This is a genomic window from Promicromonospora sukumoe, assembly GCF_014137995.1.
GTDB classification, from domain to species: domain Bacteria; phylum Actinomycetota; class Actinomycetes; order Actinomycetales; family Cellulomonadaceae; genus Promicromonospora; species Promicromonospora sukumoe.
The window spans coordinates 2,039,735-2,056,118 of sequence record NZ_JACGWV010000001.1 but is presented as its reverse complement, the minus strand read 5'-3'; the positions used below and the strand labels follow the sequence as shown (position 1 = coordinate 2,056,118).

General features: G+C 73.2%; 15 protein-coding genes. 5 read left to right on the top strand and 10 right to left on the bottom strand.

From position 1 onward, the window contains the following. The first annotated feature begins 93 nt into the window (after positions 1 to 93). Entirely contained in the window at positions 94 to 2,142 is a 2,049-nt protein-coding gene (locus FHX71_RS09030; RefSeq protein ID WP_182615510.1) for a pyridoxamine 5'-phosphate oxidase family protein, read from the top strand. 70 nt (positions 2,143 to 2,212) lie between these two features. Then, positions 2,213 to 2,746, top strand: a complete 534-nt coding sequence (locus FHX71_RS09025) for a CGNR zinc finger domain-containing protein (RefSeq protein ID WP_182615507.1) — start codon at positions 2,213 to 2,215, stop codon at positions 2,744 to 2,746. Between the two features lie 31 nt (positions 2,747 to 2,777). On the opposite strand, the gene FHX71_RS09020 is transcribed toward FHX71_RS09025, so the two are convergent. The 4 genes from FHX71_RS09020 to FHX71_RS09005 are packed head-to-tail and all read right to left on the bottom strand — an operon-like array spanning position 2,778 to position 7,569. Continuing rightward, complete coding sequence (locus FHX71_RS09020; protein WP_220489582.1) at positions 2,778 to 3,464, bottom strand: response regulator; 687 nt, start codon at positions 3,462 to 3,464, stop codon at positions 2,778 to 2,780. Further along, entirely contained in the window at positions 3,461 to 4,834 is a 1,374-nt protein-coding gene (locus FHX71_RS09015; RefSeq protein ID WP_246402403.1) for a sensor histidine kinase, read from the bottom strand. The genes FHX71_RS09020 and FHX71_RS09015 overlap by 4 nt, the downstream gene beginning before the upstream one ends. 51 nt (positions 4,835 to 4,885) lie before the next feature. Further along, positions 4,886 to 6,154, bottom strand: a complete 1,269-nt coding sequence (locus FHX71_RS09010; RefSeq protein ID WP_182615502.1) for an FAD-dependent monooxygenase — start codon at positions 6,152 to 6,154, stop codon at positions 4,886 to 4,888. Next, positions 6,151 to 7,569 carry an MFS transporter gene (locus tag FHX71_RS09005; RefSeq protein WP_182615500.1) on the bottom strand — a complete coding sequence of 473 codons (1,419 nt, stop codon included), beginning with the start codon at positions 7,567 to 7,569 and terminating at the stop codon, positions 6,151 to 6,153. Before FHX71_RS09005 ends, FHX71_RS09010 begins: the two co-directional genes overlap by 4 nt. A gap of 281 nt (positions 7,570 to 7,850) precedes the next feature. Between FHX71_RS09005 and FHX71_RS09000 the strand changes: the two genes are divergently transcribed. Beyond that, positions 7,851 to 9,227: an FAD-binding oxidoreductase gene (locus FHX71_RS09000; RefSeq protein WP_182615498.1), complete on the top strand. Its 1,377-nt coding sequence runs from the start codon at positions 7,851 to 7,853 to the stop codon at positions 9,225 to 9,227. A gap of 96 nt (positions 9,228 to 9,323) precedes the next feature. Here FHX71_RS09000 and FHX71_RS08995 read toward each other — a convergent pair whose 3' ends face one another. The 4 genes from FHX71_RS08995 to FHX71_RS08980 all read right to left on the bottom strand — a co-directional run bounded on the left by FHX71_RS08995 (position 9,324) and on the right by FHX71_RS08980 (position 12,327). Continuing rightward, positions 9,324 to 10,550, bottom strand: a complete 1,227-nt coding sequence (locus tag FHX71_RS08995; RefSeq protein WP_182615496.1) for a glycoside hydrolase family 76 protein — start codon at positions 10,548 to 10,550, stop codon at positions 9,324 to 9,326. Between the two features lie 219 nt (positions 10,551 to 10,769). After that, positions 10,770 to 10,952, bottom strand: a complete 183-nt coding sequence (locus FHX71_RS08990) for a hypothetical protein (RefSeq protein WP_182615494.1) — start codon at positions 10,950 to 10,952, stop codon at positions 10,770 to 10,772. Beyond that, positions 10,949 to 11,731 (bottom strand): hypothetical protein, encoded by a 783-nt coding sequence (locus FHX71_RS08985; RefSeq protein WP_312876976.1) that lies wholly within the window; start codon positions 11,729 to 11,731, stop codon positions 10,949 to 10,951. The genes FHX71_RS08990 and FHX71_RS08985 overlap by 4 nt, the downstream gene beginning before the upstream one ends. Before the next feature lie 23 nt (positions 11,732 to 11,754). After that, on the bottom strand, positions 11,755 to 12,327 hold the full coding sequence (locus FHX71_RS08980) for a TetR/AcrR family transcriptional regulator (protein WP_182615492.1): 573 nt from the start codon (positions 12,325 to 12,327) through the stop codon (positions 11,755 to 11,757). Between the two features lie 87 nt (positions 12,328 to 12,414). Here FHX71_RS08980 and FHX71_RS08975 point away from each other — a divergent pair, with 87 nt between their 5' ends. Then, complete coding sequence (locus FHX71_RS08975; RefSeq protein WP_182615490.1) at positions 12,415 to 13,305, top strand: NmrA family NAD(P)-binding protein; 891 nt, start codon at positions 12,415 to 12,417, stop codon at positions 13,303 to 13,305. A 28-nt stretch (positions 13,306 to 13,333) separates the two neighbouring features. On the opposite strand, the gene FHX71_RS08970 is transcribed toward FHX71_RS08975, so the two are convergent. Next, positions 13,334 to 14,188 (bottom strand): oxidoreductase, encoded by an 855-nt coding sequence (locus FHX71_RS08970; RefSeq protein ID WP_182615488.1) that lies wholly within the window; start codon positions 14,186 to 14,188, stop codon positions 13,334 to 13,336. A 138-nt stretch (positions 14,189 to 14,326) separates the two neighbouring features. Next, positions 14,327 to 15,355, bottom strand: coding sequence for an NAD-dependent epimerase/dehydratase family protein (locus FHX71_RS08965; protein WP_182615486.1), 1,029 nt, complete (start codon positions 15,353 to 15,355; stop codon positions 14,327 to 14,329). 136 nt (positions 15,356 to 15,491) lie between these two features. Here FHX71_RS08965 and FHX71_RS08960 point away from each other — a divergent pair, with 136 nt between their 5' ends. After that, positions 15,492 to 16,352 carry a helix-turn-helix domain-containing protein gene (locus tag FHX71_RS08960; RefSeq protein WP_182615484.1) on the top strand — a complete coding sequence of 287 codons (861 nt, stop codon included), beginning with the start codon at positions 15,492 to 15,494 and terminating at the stop codon, positions 16,350 to 16,352. Positions 16,353 to 16,384: the final 32 nt, after the last annotated feature.

The window sequence follows — 16,384 nt, the reverse complement described above, 5'->3', positions numbered from 1 at the left end:
TCGCCCATCCCAGTTCTAACCAGCAATGCTAATATTACCGGTTAGAACTGGGACGCGTCGTCGAGCAGCGGGGGTCACCCCGAGGGGCAGGGCATGCACACACTCCACCGGCACGAGCAGTGGCACCCGGGCGAGGCGGAGATGCACCGCCGGCTCGGGGTGCCCCCGCAGGACAACCCGACGATCCCGGGCCTGCCCAGCGCCTACGCGCTCTGGATGACGCGGAGCCCGCTCCTCGCGCTGGGCACCGTCGACCGCGACGACCGGATCTGGACGACGGTGCTCGGCGGAAGGGCGGGCGTGGTCCGGCCGCTCGCCGAGGGAGTGCTGGGCCTGAGCTCGGCCGCGCACCTCGGCCCTCGGGGTGACGGCGACGGGCCAGGCTGGACCGGGCTCGACCCCGTGCTGGAGGCGCTGTTCTCGGGCCCCTCGGACGGAAGGGTCGTCGACCACCCCGGAGGAAAGCTCGTCGCCGGCCTGGCCATCGACCTGGAGGAGAGGACGCGGGTCAAGCTCGCGGGCCGGGTGTTCCGCGGCGTCGTCCTGCCCGACCGGGCCGAGGGAGAGGGCGCCGCGGGAGACGGCGCAGAGGGAGACGGGGCAGGGCCCTCCGGGACCCGGCCCGCGGACCCGGCGCGGGTGGACGTGCAGCTCGCCCTGGCCGTCGAGGAAACCCTCGGCAACTGCCCGAAGTACCTGAACAGCAAGGCCGTCCGGACCCACGAGGCATTTCCCCGCCTGGTCGGCGACTCGCTCCCCCTGCCCCAGGCGGCCGTGGACCTCGTCGGCCGGTCCGACATCTTCTTCCTCTCCAGCCGCCACCGGGACGGCGGAGATGGCGACGACGGCGGCGACACCGAGAGCATGGACACGAACAACCGCGGCGGCGCGCCGGGGTTCGTCCGGGTCTTCAGCAACGATGCCGACGAGGGCGTGGTCCTGGTGTACCCGGAGTACTCGGGCAACCGGCTCTTCCAGACCCTGGGCAACCTCCGGACCGACCCGGCCGTCGGCATCACCTTCCCCGACTTCGAGACGGGTGACGTCCTGTACCTCTCGGGGCGCGCGGAGATTCTGGTCGGCGCCGACGCAGCGGCTCTGCTGCCGCACAGTAGGGTCGCGGTCAAGGTGACGGTCGAGGCGGCCCGCTTCGTGGCCGACGGACTGCCGTTCCGGGGACGCCCGCTGGCCCCCTCGCCGTACAACCCGCCCGTCCGCCGGCTCGCCAGGGAGGCCCGCGGGGCGGACGGCCGTTCCGGCGCGGCCGACGGCGCGGACGGGCCCGAGGCCATCGCGACCGCGACCCTGGTCCGCTCGTCCCGCATCACGCCCACGGTGTACCGGCACACCTTCCGCCTGTCCCCCGACGCCCTGTCGCCGCGGGCGGCGGAGCGGTTCGCAACGCTCGGACCGTGGCGAGCGGGACAGCACGTCACGCTCGACTTCTCGGCCCACCTCGACCGGGGCTGGTCGCACATGCGCGACCACGACCCGACGTCGCTCAACGACGACTACATCAGGTCGTTCACGATCTCGGGCGCACCGCCCGAGCCGCGACCGGCACGCGGGCGCGAGGACAGTGCGGGCACGGAGCACGCGGGCGCCCTGGATGGCGTCGAGCTCGACGTCACGGTCCGGACGCACGGGCCGGTCACGCGCTTCCTGGCGCGGCGGGACCCCGGATCGGCGCTGACGGTGCCCGTCCTCGAGCTCGGCGGAGACGAGGGCCTCCGGGCGTCGGACCAGGACCTCGTCGTGGTGGCGGGCGGCGTCGGGATCACCCCGCTGATGGCGCAGGTCGGGCAGGGGGCCGGGCCCGGGCGGCGCCTGCCGGTCCTGTGGAGCCTGCGCGCCGACGACCTGCCGCTCGCCGTCGACCTGCTCGAACGAGCCGGCCAGGCAGAGCTGGACGTGACCCTGTTCGTGACCGGCACCCTGGACGCGAGCGGGCAGGACGACCTGGAGACCCTGGCCCGGTTGGGGGCCGTCGTCCGCACGCGAAGGATCAGGAAGGACGACGTCGTGGGCGCCGGGGCGACGGAACACGCGCGGTACGGCGTGTGCGCCGGGCCGGGACTGCGGAGGGCGCTCCTGGAGTGGCTGGACGGCGAACAGGTGAGCCTCGTCAGCTTCGACTACTAGACCGTTGCCGCCCGGGGCGCAGGGACCGCCGTCTAACCGGTCAATCACGCTTTGTTGGTAGGATTTCGGGATGCTCGAACGTCTGCTGGTCGGAGAGACCATCTCGCTCGACCTCGTGAACACCGAATGGATCGACCGCGGCGAGATGGTCGACTTCCTCGCCGCGGACGGTGCGGCCGAGCTCTGGTTCCGCGAGTACGGGTTCGACCCGGCCACGGAGGACGTCGAGGCCCTGCGGGCCGCGCGGGCCGCAATCCGGTCGCTCCTGGAGTCCCCGGGCCCCGAGGCGGACGCCCGCATGAACGACGTCCTGTCCCACGGGTACGAGAGCACGCGGGTGAGCGACGGGCGGCCCGGGACGACGTCGGCCACGGACCCCGGATGGGGTGCGGCCTGGCGTGCGGCCCGCGCCTTCACCGAGCTGCTCGCGACGCACCCCGACCGGATCCGGCAGTGCGCCCATCCGGACTGCGTCCTGTACTTCTACGACACCTCACGCAACGGCAGCCGGCGCTGGCACTCGATGGAAACGTGCGGCGCGCGGACCAAGTCCGCACGCCACTACCGCCGCTCCGTGAGCGAGGAGAAGGCGAAGCAGCACTGAGCCCCGGCCCGGCTCGGACACGGGTCTCGGCTCAGACCCCCAGGTAGCGGAGCACCGCCAGCACCCTCCGGTTGTCCGCGGCGTCGTACGGCAGGTCCAGCTTCTGGAAGATCGCCGCGACGTTCTTCTCCACCGCACCCAGGGAGAGGAACAAGGCCTCCGCGACGGCGCTGTTCGAACGGCCCTGCGCCAGGAGGTCGAGCACCTCGCGTTCCCTGGCGGACAAGCGCGCCCGGCCTTCGTCCTGCTCGGAGGCGCCCATGAGCTGCGAGACGACCTCCGGGTCGAGCACCGTCTCGCCCCCGGCGACCCGCACCAGCGCCTGCGCGAACTCGCCGACGTCGACCACGCGGTCCTTGAGGAGGTACCCGACGCCGCGCGGGTCGCCCTGGAGCAGCGCCGCGGCGTACCGCGTCTCCACGTACTGCGAGAAGAGCAGCACCGGCAGCCCGGGAAACCTCTCGCGCAGCGCCAGGACCGCGCGCAGGCCCTCGTCGGTGAAGGTGGGCGGCATACGGATGTCCGCGACGACGACGTCGGGCAGGGACTCGGCCGCCTGGAGCACGACCTCGCGTTCGAGGCTCTCGCCGTCCGCCACCGCCGTCACCTCGTGACCGCGCCGCTCCAGCAGCGAGACCAGCCCGTCACGCAGGATGCCCGTGTCCTCGGCGAGCACGACACGCAGGCCGCCCGCCCGTGCGGGCTCCGGCCCGGTCATGCCCGGCCGCCCGCGGCCGTGCGGCGCGCGCCCGGCGCCACGGCACGCAGGGCCGGGATGACGAGGCTGATGACGGTGGGCCCGCCGGCCGGGCTGGACAGGTCGAACGTGCCGTCGACCGAGCGGACCCGCTCGGAGACCCCGGCCAGTCCGGAGCGCACCCCGGACCCGTCCGGCGTGACGACGACGGCGCCACCGCGCCCGTCGTCGCGCACCCGGATGCGCACGGTCCCGCCCGCTCCCCCGGTGCCGGAGTCGGCGTCGACCAGCACGTGGACCCGGGACGCGGCGGCGTGCTTGGCCGCGTTGGTCACCAGTTCGACGATCGAGAAGTAGACGATCGACTCGACGGCGGGTGCCAGGCGGCCGCCCTCCTCCAACGCCGGGTCGACGTGTGCAGTGACCGGCAGCGGCGCCCGCGCGGCGAGCGTCTCGACGGCGACCGCGAGGCCGCTGTCGAGGGCCGGCGGGTGGATGCCGCGGGCCAGCTCCCGCAGCTCGGTGAGGGCGTCCTTGGTGGACGCGTGCGCGATGTCGAGGAGCTCGCCGACCGCGCCCGTGTCACCAGAGACGAGCTGCTCGCGCGCCTCCCCGAGCTGCATGCCGACGGCGACCAGGCGCGCCTGGGTACCGTCGTGCAGGTCGCGCTCGATCCGGCGCAGCCGGGCGTCGGCGTCCTCCACGGCGCCCGCGCGCGAACGCTCCAGCTCGGCGACGCGCAGGCCCGCCGCCGTCGGCCCGAGCAGCGCCCGGGTCAGCAGCGTCAGCAGGGCGACGAACGCCGACACGACCAGCGGCCACAGGACGAGCACGGCCACCCCGCCCGCCGCGACCACCGCGAGACCGGCGGGGTTGTGCCACCGGTCGTCCATGGCCAGCTCGGCAGGCAGCGACCAGAACCAGGACCAGTACGTGACCCCGCCGAGCCCGAGCAGGAGGAACACCGAGCTCGCGACGAGCCCCACGAGCGTCACAGGCAGGGCCGCGAGCATGAACAGCAGTGCCCGCCAGCCCGCCGCGTCGCCGAGCGCACCACCGAGCCACGCCCAGAAGCCGTCGCGTGGCCGGCGGGCCGGGGGCGCGGCCACCGGGGCGCCGAGCAGGCGCTCGGCCAGGCCGCGGTAGACGCCGCCCCACGACCGGCCGCCCACCACGAGCGCGCCGGCTGCGAACAGACCCACGACCGTCACCGCGCCCACGGTGCTGAACAACACCGTGGCCAGCACATAGGCGAGAGCGAACGGAGCCAGGAGCAGCATGAGCCACAGGTAGCCGTACGAGCGCCATGTGGCCGCGGCGCGGGGCGCACCGAGCAGCCGCTTCGTCCGGGAGCTCGGTCCGGGCCTGTGTGCCGGCGAGTCGGAGGTCATGAACTTCATCCTGTCAGGGTGCCGTGGCGCGGCCCGCCCGGGACAGGGGGTTTACCTCCGGGTGAGGTGCGGTTTTCCTCCACGACCGGGCCAGGGCGCGGCCGGCTCCGGGAGCACGAGCTCCGAGTGGGCCGGCTCCGGCGTCGTCCCCGGCATGGCGACGAGAGCGCGGAGCATGGTGTTGCGCCGCTCCAGCGCCTCGGCGGTCGTCGGGAAGAGCCGCGCGCCACCGTCGGCCACCAGCGCCTGGTTCTTCGTCACGAACTCGCGAGTGTCGCGCTCGTAGGCCGCGAAGGCCGCGACGTGGCTCCGGTGCTCCGCCAGGGACCTGGCGAGCATGTAGGCCCCGACGAGCGCGAGGCTCGACCCCTGTCCCGTCAGGAACGACGGCGCGAACGCGGCGTCGCCGACGAGCGCCACGCGGCCGCTCGACCATCGGGGCATGCGGATCTGGCCCGCCGTGTCGAAGAACAGGTCGTCGGCCTCGTGCATGGCATCGACGATCCCTGCGACCTGCCGGCCCGCACCGGCGTAGGCGCTCGTGACCAGGTCGCGCTGTGCGTCCGGGTCTCGCAGCGCGTGGGACGGCAGCGCCGGCCGGTGGAAGTTCAGGAACGCGTGCACGGCGTCGTCGGCCCCTCCGGTGGCGTACAGGGCCGCGGCCCTGCCCGGGGCGCTCCACATCATGAGCTCGTGCGTCAGGCCCAGGGTGTTGGGCATGGTGAACACCGCGAACGCGTAGCCGAGGTACCGGTGGAACCGGTCCTCGGGCCCGAAGGCGAGCGCCCGGGTGCCCGAGTGCACGCCGTCCGCGCCGACCACCAGGTCGAAGGTGCGGCGCGCGCCGCTGCGGAAGGTGACGTCGACGCCGTGCTGATGCTCGTCGAGCGCGGTGACGTGGTCGTCGAACCGGAGCTCGACGTCGTCCCGGACCGTGGCGTACAGCGCCGCCGTCAGGTCCCCGCGCGCCACCTCGAGGCCCTGCCCCTCGACGCTGCGCGCGACCGCGGAGGGATGCAGGGAGACGATCTCGCCGCCGTCGGCGTCGAGGAAGGTGAACCGCCCGGTGTCGACGTGCGCGGCCCGCAACCGCGGCAACACACCCATCCGGCGGACCACGTCGAGCGCGGTGCCACGCACGTCGATCGGGTAGCCGCCTCCGCGCGGGGCGTGCGCCTTCTCGACGACGGTCACGGCGAAGCCGGACCGGTGCAGCCAGTACGCGAGCGTCGGGCCGGCGATGCTGGCGCCGACGACGAGGACCGTGCGCGGGGCAGGGTGCGGGGCGGAGTGCGAGGCAGAGCGGGAACGTGAGGTCATGACCGGACTTCCTTCGTCAGGTGGCGGGCGGCGAACAGCGAGAGCGCGATCACGAGGGCGGCGACGAGGAACCCCGTGACGAAGGCCGACTCGGCGGGCGCTCCCGTCGCCGGGTCGTGCCCCGCGTCGAGGATCGAGCCGGCGACCTGGCCGCCCGCGACGGCGCCGACCAGGCGGATCACCACGAGCAGGCTGGTGGCGATCCCGGTGTCCTCGGCGGCCACGGCGGTGGCGGTGTTCGCCAGCAGGGCCGTGGTGATCAGGCCGCCGACGAAGGCGACCAGCGTCCGCGCGACGACGAGCTGCCACACGGTGTCGTGGAGCGCCGCGACGGCGACGAGCACGCCCGCGGTCGCGACGGCGCCCGCCGTCGCCACCGCACGCGCCCCGTACCTCCGCACCGCGAGCCCGCCGACCGAACCCGCCAGCACGCCGGCGACGGACGCGGGCATCAGGAACAGGCCGATCTCGGTGGTGTCCAGGCCCAGACCGTAGCCGTCGCCCGAGACCCCGAACAGCTTGGGCACGAACGTCTGCAGCATCGCGGAGACGGCCGCGACGGCGACGGTGAGCACGCTCGCGCTCCACAGGGCGGGCGCCGCGAGCATGCGCAGCTCGACCATCGGCGAGACCGCGCGGCGTTCGACGGCCACCCACGCCACGGCCAGCGCAGCGACGACCAGGATGATGCCGCCGACCGCCAGCGGCGGGACGCCGCCACCGGTCACCACCAGGAGGCCGAGCATGAGCGCCAGGAGGGTGGCGCTGAGCAGGGCCACGCCCGGCCAGTCGATCGCGGTGTCCTGCCGGCTCGGCGAGTCGTCCGGCATCAGCCGGAGCACCCCGAGCGAGGCCGCGACGATCACGATCGTCGGCACCGCGAAGATCCAGTGCCAGGACAGGCCCTCCGCCAGCGGCCCGGCGACCAGCGTCCCGATGATGCCCCCGGCGGTGAACAGCGCGCTGACCACCCCGACGGCGACCTGCGTCTGCCCCTCCGGGAAGTTCTTGCGCACCAGGATGAACGACAGCGGCAGGGCGCCGACCATGGCGCCCTGGAGCGTCTGGCCGATCAGGAGCACCGGCAGGCCGGGCGCGAGGCTGGAGAGCACACCTCCCGCCGAGACGAGCGCCATCAGCGCGAGCAGGACCCGCTTGCCGCCGTAGCGGTCGCCGAGCTTGCCCGCGATGGGCGCGACGATCGCGCCGGTGATCAGCAGCGTGCTCGCGACCAGGGCCGCGGCGGCCGAGTCGACCCCCAGCTCGCGCTCCAGCAGCGGTCGCGCCGGATCCACCACGGTCTGCAGCGTGCCGAGCGCGAGGGCGAGGACGCCCAGGGCGCCGATCGCGGGCCTGCAGATGCGTGCGGGATGCCCCCTCTCGGGGCGGGCCGGGGAGTCGGCGACGACGGTCATGCCGGCGCCTCCCCGGACCGGTCGCGGGACGCGGAAACGTAGGGGCTTCGTCTGATCTGCATGCCCACGAACGTAGGTTTCGGCCGCTGGGCCCCGGTAGGGAGGGATCCGCCGTCGGCAGGGGGGATATCCCCCGACCTCGACAGCCAGTGATGGTGCGTGAGCGGTGAACGCCCAGGTCAGAGAGTCTTTCGGAAGTGTAATAACTCCACCGCTCACGGGCTCGGCGCCCTAGCGTCGGGGGCGCCCCACCCGACCCGAAGACCCGAACTGGAGCACTTATGTCCACCAACACCCTCGACGCAGCGACGCTGCGGGCGGAGCTCGACGGGAGCCTCGTCCTGCCGGGCGACTCCGGCTGGGACGACGCCCGCCAGGCCTGGCAGCTCGCGGTCGACCAGCGGCCCGACGCCGTCGTCGTCGCGGCCACCACCGCCGACGTGATCGCGACCGTGAACGCCGCCCGCGCCGCCGGCCTGCGGGTCGCGGCGCAGTCGACCGGCCACAACGCGGCGCCCCTCGGCCCGCTCGCCGGGACGGTGCTGCTGCGCACCACGGGCCTGACCGACATCTCCGTGGACCCCACGGCTGCCACCGTCCGCGTCGGCGCCGGTGCGCTCTGGGGCGACGTGACGGCCGCCGTCGCACCGCACGGGCTGGCCGGGCTGGCGGGCACCGCGGCCGACGTCGGCGTCGTCGGCTACACCCTCGGCGGAGGCCTGTCCTGGCTGGGACGCGCCCACGGCCTGGCCGCCAACCACGTCGTCTCGGCCGACGTCGTGACCGCCGACGGCGTGCTGCGGCACGTCGACGCCACCAGCGAGCCCGAGCTGTTCTGGGCCCTGAGGGGCGGCGGCGGCAGCTTCGCCGTCGTCACCGCGCTGGAGCTCGGCCTGGTGCGGGTGCCCGAGCTGCACGGCGGCACCCTGTTCTTCCCCCTCGGCCGCGCGGCCGAGGTGCTGGAGGCCTGGCGGCAGTGGACCGCCCTCGTCCCGCCGGAGGTCACGTCGCTCGGGCGGCTGCTCCGCTTCCCGCCGGTCCTGGAGATCCCCGAGCCGGTCCGCGGCCAGTCGTTCGCCGTGGTCGAGGTGGTCTCCCTCCTCGGACAGACCGCGACGGACCACCTGCTCGCGCCGCTGCGCGATCTCGGTCCGGTGATGGACACCGTGCACCCGACCACCCCGGTCGAGCTGGAGACCATCCACATGGACCCGCCCGGGCCCGCTCCCGCCGTCGGTGACGGGTTCCTCCTGACGGACCTGACGGCCGAGGCGCTCGACACCTTCCTGTCGGTCGCCGGCCCGGACGCCGACTTCCCCTTGCTCTCCACGGAGCTCCGCCACCTCGGCGGAGCCCTCGCCCCGGACGCGTCGACCGGTGGTGCCGTGAACGGCTTCGAGGCCCGCTACGCGCTCTTCAGCGCCGCGCTGACCCCCGACGAGCAGACCGTCAAGGCGACGCACGTCGTCCTGGACCGCCTGCGCGACGCGCTGCGGCCGTGGACGGCGCCCGTCTCGTACCTGAACTTCGCCGAGCGCCGCGGCGGCGCTCCCTTCGCGGACGACGCGGCGCTCGACCGGCTGCGCCGGGTCAAGGACCGGTACGACGCCGCCGACGTGATCCGCGGGAACCACCCCGTCGAGCCGCACTCCCGCTGACCCGGGCACTGCGCGCAGGAGCAGGCCGGGCCGGATCCCTCTCGGGGCCCGGCCCGGCCGTTCGCAACGCCTCCGCCGAGGCGTGAGTACAGGAGCTCAGTACAGGATCGACGCCTGCCCGCGCGGCCACGCCAGGGTCGCGTAGATCTGGACCATCGCCGCCTGCTCCAGCAGCTCGGTGTGCTCGTCCCCGGCGTTGAACAGGCCGGTCGCGGGCTCGCGCTCGGTGCGCCACTGCTGGTCGGCGTAGTCCGCCATGGCGCCCCGGTACTTCGTGCCGCCGGTCACGGACTCCAGCAGCAGGAGGTTCTTGAACCAGATGGAGTTGAAGAACATCGGCTGGCCGTCCAGCCGCCCCTCGGTGACGTAATAGCGGTACGACGCCGCCGCGATCGCCTTCGCCTTCCTCAGGTAGCGCTGGTCGCCCGTCGCCTCGTACAGCAGGGTGTAGGTGCCGAGCGGCACGCCCTGGTTGTACGACCACTGCGTGCGGTCGATCGACCCGTCGAGCTTGATGTTGTCCCAGTAGAGGCCGTTCGGCGCGAGCAGGTGCTCGTCGGTCCACCCCACCATCCGCTGCGCCCAGTCGAGGTAGCTCGGGTCCCCGGTGATCATGTAGAGGCGGGTGGCGAGCTGCGCGCCGGGCATCGTGGAGACGGTGTTGCGGTCGGTGCTCCAGGTGGCCTGGGTCCAGAACACGCCGCCGGGCGCCGGGTGCGACGGGTCGGTGTCCCACCCGGAGACCACGAGCTCGAAGATCTCCTCGGCACGTCCGAGCGCCGCCTCGTCGCCGGTCGCCAGGTACTGCTGCACCTTGGCGAGCGCGACCCACTCGTTGTCGTCGTAGAACATGTCGCCGCCACCGCCGTACGGGGCGCGCGGGTAGGAGTCGTAGCCGGGCAGCCCGGTGGTGCCGCCGTCGGCGTTCCAGAAGTGCTCCTGCCCGCGGGCGACGTCGGCGAGGTCGTCCTCGAACGACCGCCCCACGGCTCCGGGCAGCCCGGTGAGGTCGAGCGTCGCGACGTGCGCCTGGGAGTGCGGCCACTCGAACGAGTAGGTGCGGTCGTCGGCCCCGCTCGGGTACCGCTCGCGGTAGAGGCCGGAGCCGTCGTCCGCGGCCATGTACTCGCGCATCGCGTCGTACGACGCGACCGCCCGCTGCACCTGCGTGCGCTGCGACACCGCGGGGGCGCCGCCCTGCTCCGCGGCACTCTGCTGAGTGCTGCCCTGCCCCGCGCCGCCCTGTTCCGCGTCGGCGGGGGCCGCGACCCCCAGCGCGCAGGCCAGCGCGACGACCGTGGCGGCAGCTCTGGTGAACCTCATCGTTCGCTCCTTCGTCCGGTGGTTTCGTCCGGTGGTGCTCCGAGCGGCCCCGACGCCGTCCGACGGCGGCCTATGTCAGCGCTGTCATCGTCGCGGGCGGTGAGCTCGGCATCATCTGCGGTTCCGTGGGTGGTGGGGTGGCCGGACCCAGCCTCGCGAGGTCTCCTTTGACTCGGACAGGTCCTGAACGCCTGGCGGTCAGGCTAGGGCCTACGGACATCACGGGTCAACGACGTCGGCCCCGGCCTGGCAGGCGAGGCAGAGCAGCGTGGACTCGACGACCCCGCGACGCACGAACCGCTGACCCAGCTCGACGGCGAACTCGTCGCACTCCGGGCACGACCAGGGGCCGCCGGCCCCCTCCCGCACCGACGTCATGATGGCCGGCCATCCGCTGCTCACCGCGAGAACTCCCAACCGCGCACGCGGTGCACGACGGCGGCCTTCGGGTAGGTGCCGCCCGGCGCGCCGATCTCGAAGAGGTCGACCATCAGGAAGAGCGGGTAGCCCGGGCTCTGCGCGATGCGCCGCAGCACCCGGCCCTGGCATCCGATCACGGTCTCGCCCCGACCCCAGACGACCGTCCAGGTGTGCGGCGCCGTCGCGTCGAAGGGCAGCGGGACCTCGCTCATGTCGGTCGTCAGCCCGGGGTCGTGGTGCGCCTTGATCCCCGTGCGCGCCGTGGTGGTGGCGCCGATGGCCGCGGCGTCGATCTCGAAGACGCAGATCTCGCCGGCCGCGGTCTCGTCGTCGTGCTCGGTGCCGACCAGCCAGGCGGCGAGCATGCATCCGAGGTCGCGGGTCGCGCTGACGGTGATCTCGACCCTGCCCGCCGACGGCGCCCAGAGCAGACGCGTCGGCGTCGGGGTGCGGACGACGAGGCCGTCCGCCCGGTGCCGGTGCGTCCCCCGGCGCGAGCCGGCCGGGCCGGAGTACGTGCCGGTCTGCAGGTTGGAGACGCGCAGCGGCGTGTCCTCGGGACGCCAGTCCGGTTGATCGGCCTCGACGAGCAGCTCCAGGCCGCCCGCCGTCTCCCGGTACCGGGCCGCGGACCGGTCGGGCGTGGTCCAGTGCGGCAGGTAGTGCGGTACCCAGAGCCTGGGGTCCGGCCCTCCGGTGAAGTCGTCCTCGACGTCCGGGGCACGGTCCGGTGCGGGAGGCAGCTCAACACTCGGGTTCACCCGGCCGATCCTTCCACCGATCCTTAGCTCCCGGCGGTCGCGGTCCCGGCGAGGTGTGCGGACGCCCGCGGGCGGACCCCCTCCAGGGCGAGCGTGACCAGCCGCTCCGCCTCCGCCGCGCCGGCGTCCTGCGCGGCGAGCGAGATCGCGTTGACCAGGGTCATCAGGTCGGCCATCACGACGTCGGGGCGCACCGAGCCCTCCTCCACCGCACGGCGGCGCAACGGCTCACCCGCCGCGACGAGCGTCGTCCCGCAGGAGTCGCTCTCCTCTGCCGGCGCGTTCAGGATCGACGCCGCCAGACCACGGGTCGTCGTCGAGTACGCGGCCACGTCCCGGAGCCAGGTACTCAGCGCCTCGAGGGCGTCCGGCGCGGTCCGCAGCTCCTCAGCGCGGGCGCACAGGCCGTCGATGCGGTCGCGGAAGACGGCTTCCAGCAGCGACCAGCGCGACGGGAAGTGGCGGTGCAGCGTGGCCGAGCCCACCCCCGCCGACCGTGCGATCGCCTCGAGCGACGCGTCGGCGCCGTCGCGGGCGATCGCCTCGGACGCCGCACTCACGATGCGGCTGTAGTTGCGTTGTGCGTCAGCTCTCATGGTCCGCCGTTGCCAAAGTGGGGTGGTCCCCCATATGTTAGCCGAACCAGCAAACGGGGCGATACCCCACTTAGCTTTGGAGGCAGCATGACGGTTCTGGTCATCGGCGCGACGGGCAACCAGGGCGGGGCCACGGCCCGGGCCCTGCTCGACCGCGGTGTCCCGGTCCGCGCACTGGTCCGTGACACCGGCTCCGACAAGGCGAAGGCCCTGGAGGAACGAGGAGCCGACCTGGTCGTCGGCGACCTGGACGACGCGGCGTCGCTGCTCGCGGCCGCCGAGGGAGCGGACGGCGTGTTCTCCATCCCGTTCCCCGACGTCAGCAACCTGGAGGGCGACACGGAGATGGCCCGGGGCCGGAACGTCGTCGAGGCGGCGCGCAAGGCGGGCGTCTCGCACGTCGTGCACAGCAGCGTCTCCGGCGCCGGGGACTTCGCCCGCACCCAGCCCGGCTGGGCCGAGGGCCGCTGGGACAGGCACTACTGGGAGAGCAAGGACGCCGTCGACGAGGCGGTACGGACCGGCGGCTTCGAGCACTGGACGGTGCTCAAGCCGGCGACCTTCATGGAGAACCTGACCGGCTGGTCCTACATCTTCGGTGACTGGTCCGACGGCACGATCATCACCGGGTTCGCCGCGGACACCCGGATCCCCTGGATCGCCGTCGACGACATCGGGGAGACCGCGGCGACCGCGTTCACCGAGCCCGGCAGGCTCGACCACATGGACGTCGAGCTCGCCGGCGAGATGCTGACGATGACCGAGACCGCCGAGATCCTCAGCGAGGTCCTGGGTCGCCCGGTCAGCGCCCCCGTGCTCACCCCGCACGAGGCCGTCGAGCGCGGCATGCTGCCCGCCATGGTCAACGGCGTCGAGCGGATCAACGCGAACGGCACGCCCGCCCGGCCGGAGCACGTCAGGGCCCTGGGCCTGCCCACCACGGACTTCCGCACGTGGGCGCTGCGGACCCTGGTCTGACACCGCTCTCGGCCGGGGGGCTCTCGCGTCAGCCCGCCACGGCCCCGACGTCGTCGTGGTCCGTGGAGGCTGCGACCTCGCGCCAGGCGTCGAGCTCGGTCCGCACGGCCACCAGCTTCGCCTCGACCGAGGCGACACAGTCCGAGCCGAGCTGGAGCCGGAGCGGGGCCCGCCCGGAGTCGATCACGGACACGATCGCCGGACCGGCCTTGGTGGGATCGCCGGGCTGACGGTGGTTCACCTGCTCCGCCGTCGTCCGCATGGCTCCTGCGGGGCCGCCGGCGTAGTCCTCGATCGCGACGGCGGCCTCGTGCAGGCTCGAAGAGTCGAGGAAGTCGGTGCGGAAGTACCCGGGCTCGACCAGCGTGACGCCGATCCCGAGCGGAGCCAGCTCCAGGGCCATCGACTCGGAGAAGCCCTCGACGGCGAACTTCGTCGAGGTGTAGATGCCCCAGCCGGGCGAGCTGACGAAGCCCCCGACGGAGGACAGGTTGACGACGTGCCCGGAGCGCTGGGCGCGCAGGAGCGGCAGCACCGCGCGGGTCACGGACAGGAGCCCGAAGACGTTGGTCTCATACACGGCGCGGACCTCCGCGTCGCTCGCCTCCTCGACGGCACCCAGCAGCCCGCGACCGGCATTGTTGACCAGCACGTCGATGCGGCCGAAGGCTTCGACACCGGCGTCGACGGCGGCCTGGACCTGGCCGGCGTCGGTCACGTCGAGCGCTACCGGCAAGAGCTGCGCTCCCGCGTCGGGAAAGGCCTCTCGCACGCTGCGCGGGTCGCGGGCCGCTGCGACCACGCTGTGGCCGCTCGCCAGAGCGGCGCGGGTGATCTCCGCACCCAGGCCTCGGGCCGCACCCGTGATGAACCAGACCGCCATGTAGCTCTCCTCAAGAACGTCGTGGGGCCGACGTGGTGTGGCCCGTGACCATCCCATCCCGCGGCCCGGCCCTCCGGTAGCGCCTGGCTGGCTCCGCTGGTCATGGCTCTGCCAGTACCACCCGGCCCTGCGTCCGGGTCAGTCGGCGAGTCCGCGGGCGACCATGCTGCGACCCGCGGCGAGGATCGCCTCACGAGCCGGCCGGGGGCTGATGCCGAGGACGGAACGGGTCTTCTCGTTCGACACCCGCTTGACGTAGCCGAGGTCGGCGGCGACGGACTTGTACTCGTCGTTGAACAGGGCGGTCGCCTTCACCACGACGTCCGGGATCGTCCGGGTCGGCACCTTCGACGCCGCCGCACCGAGGTCACTCCTCAGGACCGCGCCGATCTCCTTCATCGCGACCGCAGGCTCCCCCGTGCCGACCAGGAATCGCTCGCCGGCCGCACCGGGCGCGGTCATCGCGGCGACATGGACCGTGGCGACGTCCCGCACGTCGACGATCGGGACGAACATGTTCGGGTAGCCCGGCATCCGCCCGTTCAGGCTGTTCTGCACGATGTGGTTGGCGCCGGACACGTCATCGCCCATGACCGGACCCATGACGGCGACCGGCAGGATCGTCGTCAGCTCCATCGGGCCGCCGGACGTCGCGACGAAGTCCCAGGCCGCGCGTTCGGCGAGGATCTTGCTACGCCCGTAAGCGTCGACTCCCCGGCCGAAGAGCGGCGACCAGTCCGCCTCGGTGAAGACGTGGTCGATGTGTCCGTGGCCGAACCCGACGGCGTGGAAGGCGGAGGTGAGGACCACCCGGCGGACGCCCGCGTCCCGGGCAGCGCGCAGCACACGGAGCGCGCCGTCGCGCGCGGGGGCGATGACCTCCTCCTCGTCCTTCGCCTTGCCCGTGTGCACGGGCGACGCGACATGCAGGACGAAGTCCGTCCCGGCGACCGCTTCCGCCCATCCGGCGTCCTGCATCAGGTCGGCCTCGACGAAGGTCAGCGCCTCGTGACGCGTGACGCCGGCGGCGCGGAGCACGTCGCGCACGGCGCCCTCCTTGCGCAGGGAACGAAGGGTGCTGCGCACCGTGTGCCCCTGGTCCAGGAGCTGGACGATGACGTGCCCGGCGATGAACCCGGAACCGCCGGTGACAAGAACGTGTGACATGGAAGGCCTCTCCGTAGCGTCCGTCTCAGTGGTACCCCGATCCTGCGCGGCCCGCCGAGCACTACCCAGATCCCTCCTGACACTGGTAGTCGCAGGGCATACGCTGCGTCGGCGACGGCCGCTTACCGTGGACGTCATGACCGACGAGCCGAACACTCTTGGTGAGTACCTCAGGGCGCGGCGCGAGCTCGTCACGCCGGAACAGGTCGGCATCCCGGTCCTCGGCGTCCGGCGGGTGCCGGGGCTGCGCCGCGAAGAGGTCGCGATGCTCTCGGGCATCAGCGCGGAGTACTACCTGCGTCTCGAGCAGGGGCGTGACCGCCGCCCGTCCGCGCAGGTGCTGGAGGCGATCGGGCGAGTTCTCCAGCTCGACGACGACACCTATCTCCTGAGCCTGGCCGCCGAGCGGCCTCGTCGAGGACGTGCCAGGCCTCGCCGCGAGGTGCTCCCCGCCAGCACCGAACAGTTCATCGCCCAGCTCCCCTTCCCCGCGTTCGCCGAAGGACGCTACCTCGACGTCCTCGCCGCGAACCCTCTCGCGGCGGCCGTCTCGCCGCGGCTCGTTCCCGGCGGCAACAGACTCCTGGACGTGTTCCTCGACGGCGCGGAGCAGGACCTCTTCGAGGACTGGGAACGCGCCGCGGCCGCGCTGCTCGCCACGTTCCGCAGGACCGTCGGGACCCGGATCGACGACCCCCGCGTGGTGGAGCTCGTCGGCCAGCTCTCCCTCGCCAGCCCGGAGTTCCGCCGCCTGTGGGCACGCCACGACGTCGCCGAGCGCACGGGCGCCACCGTCACCTTCGACCACCCCGCCGTCGGCGCCCTCCGCCTCGACCGCGAGAAGCTCGCGGTCAGCGGCACCGACGGCATCATGCTCGTCGTCTACCACGCCCAGCCGGGCACCGAGTCGGCGGAACGTCTCGCGCTCCTCGGGTCGATGAGCGCTCCCGCCTCGACCGACCAGCGGAGCGCGAAGGTCCCTCATAGCTCAACCTGACAGGCCCGGCTGCCCGTCGGGTCCTGGGCCGC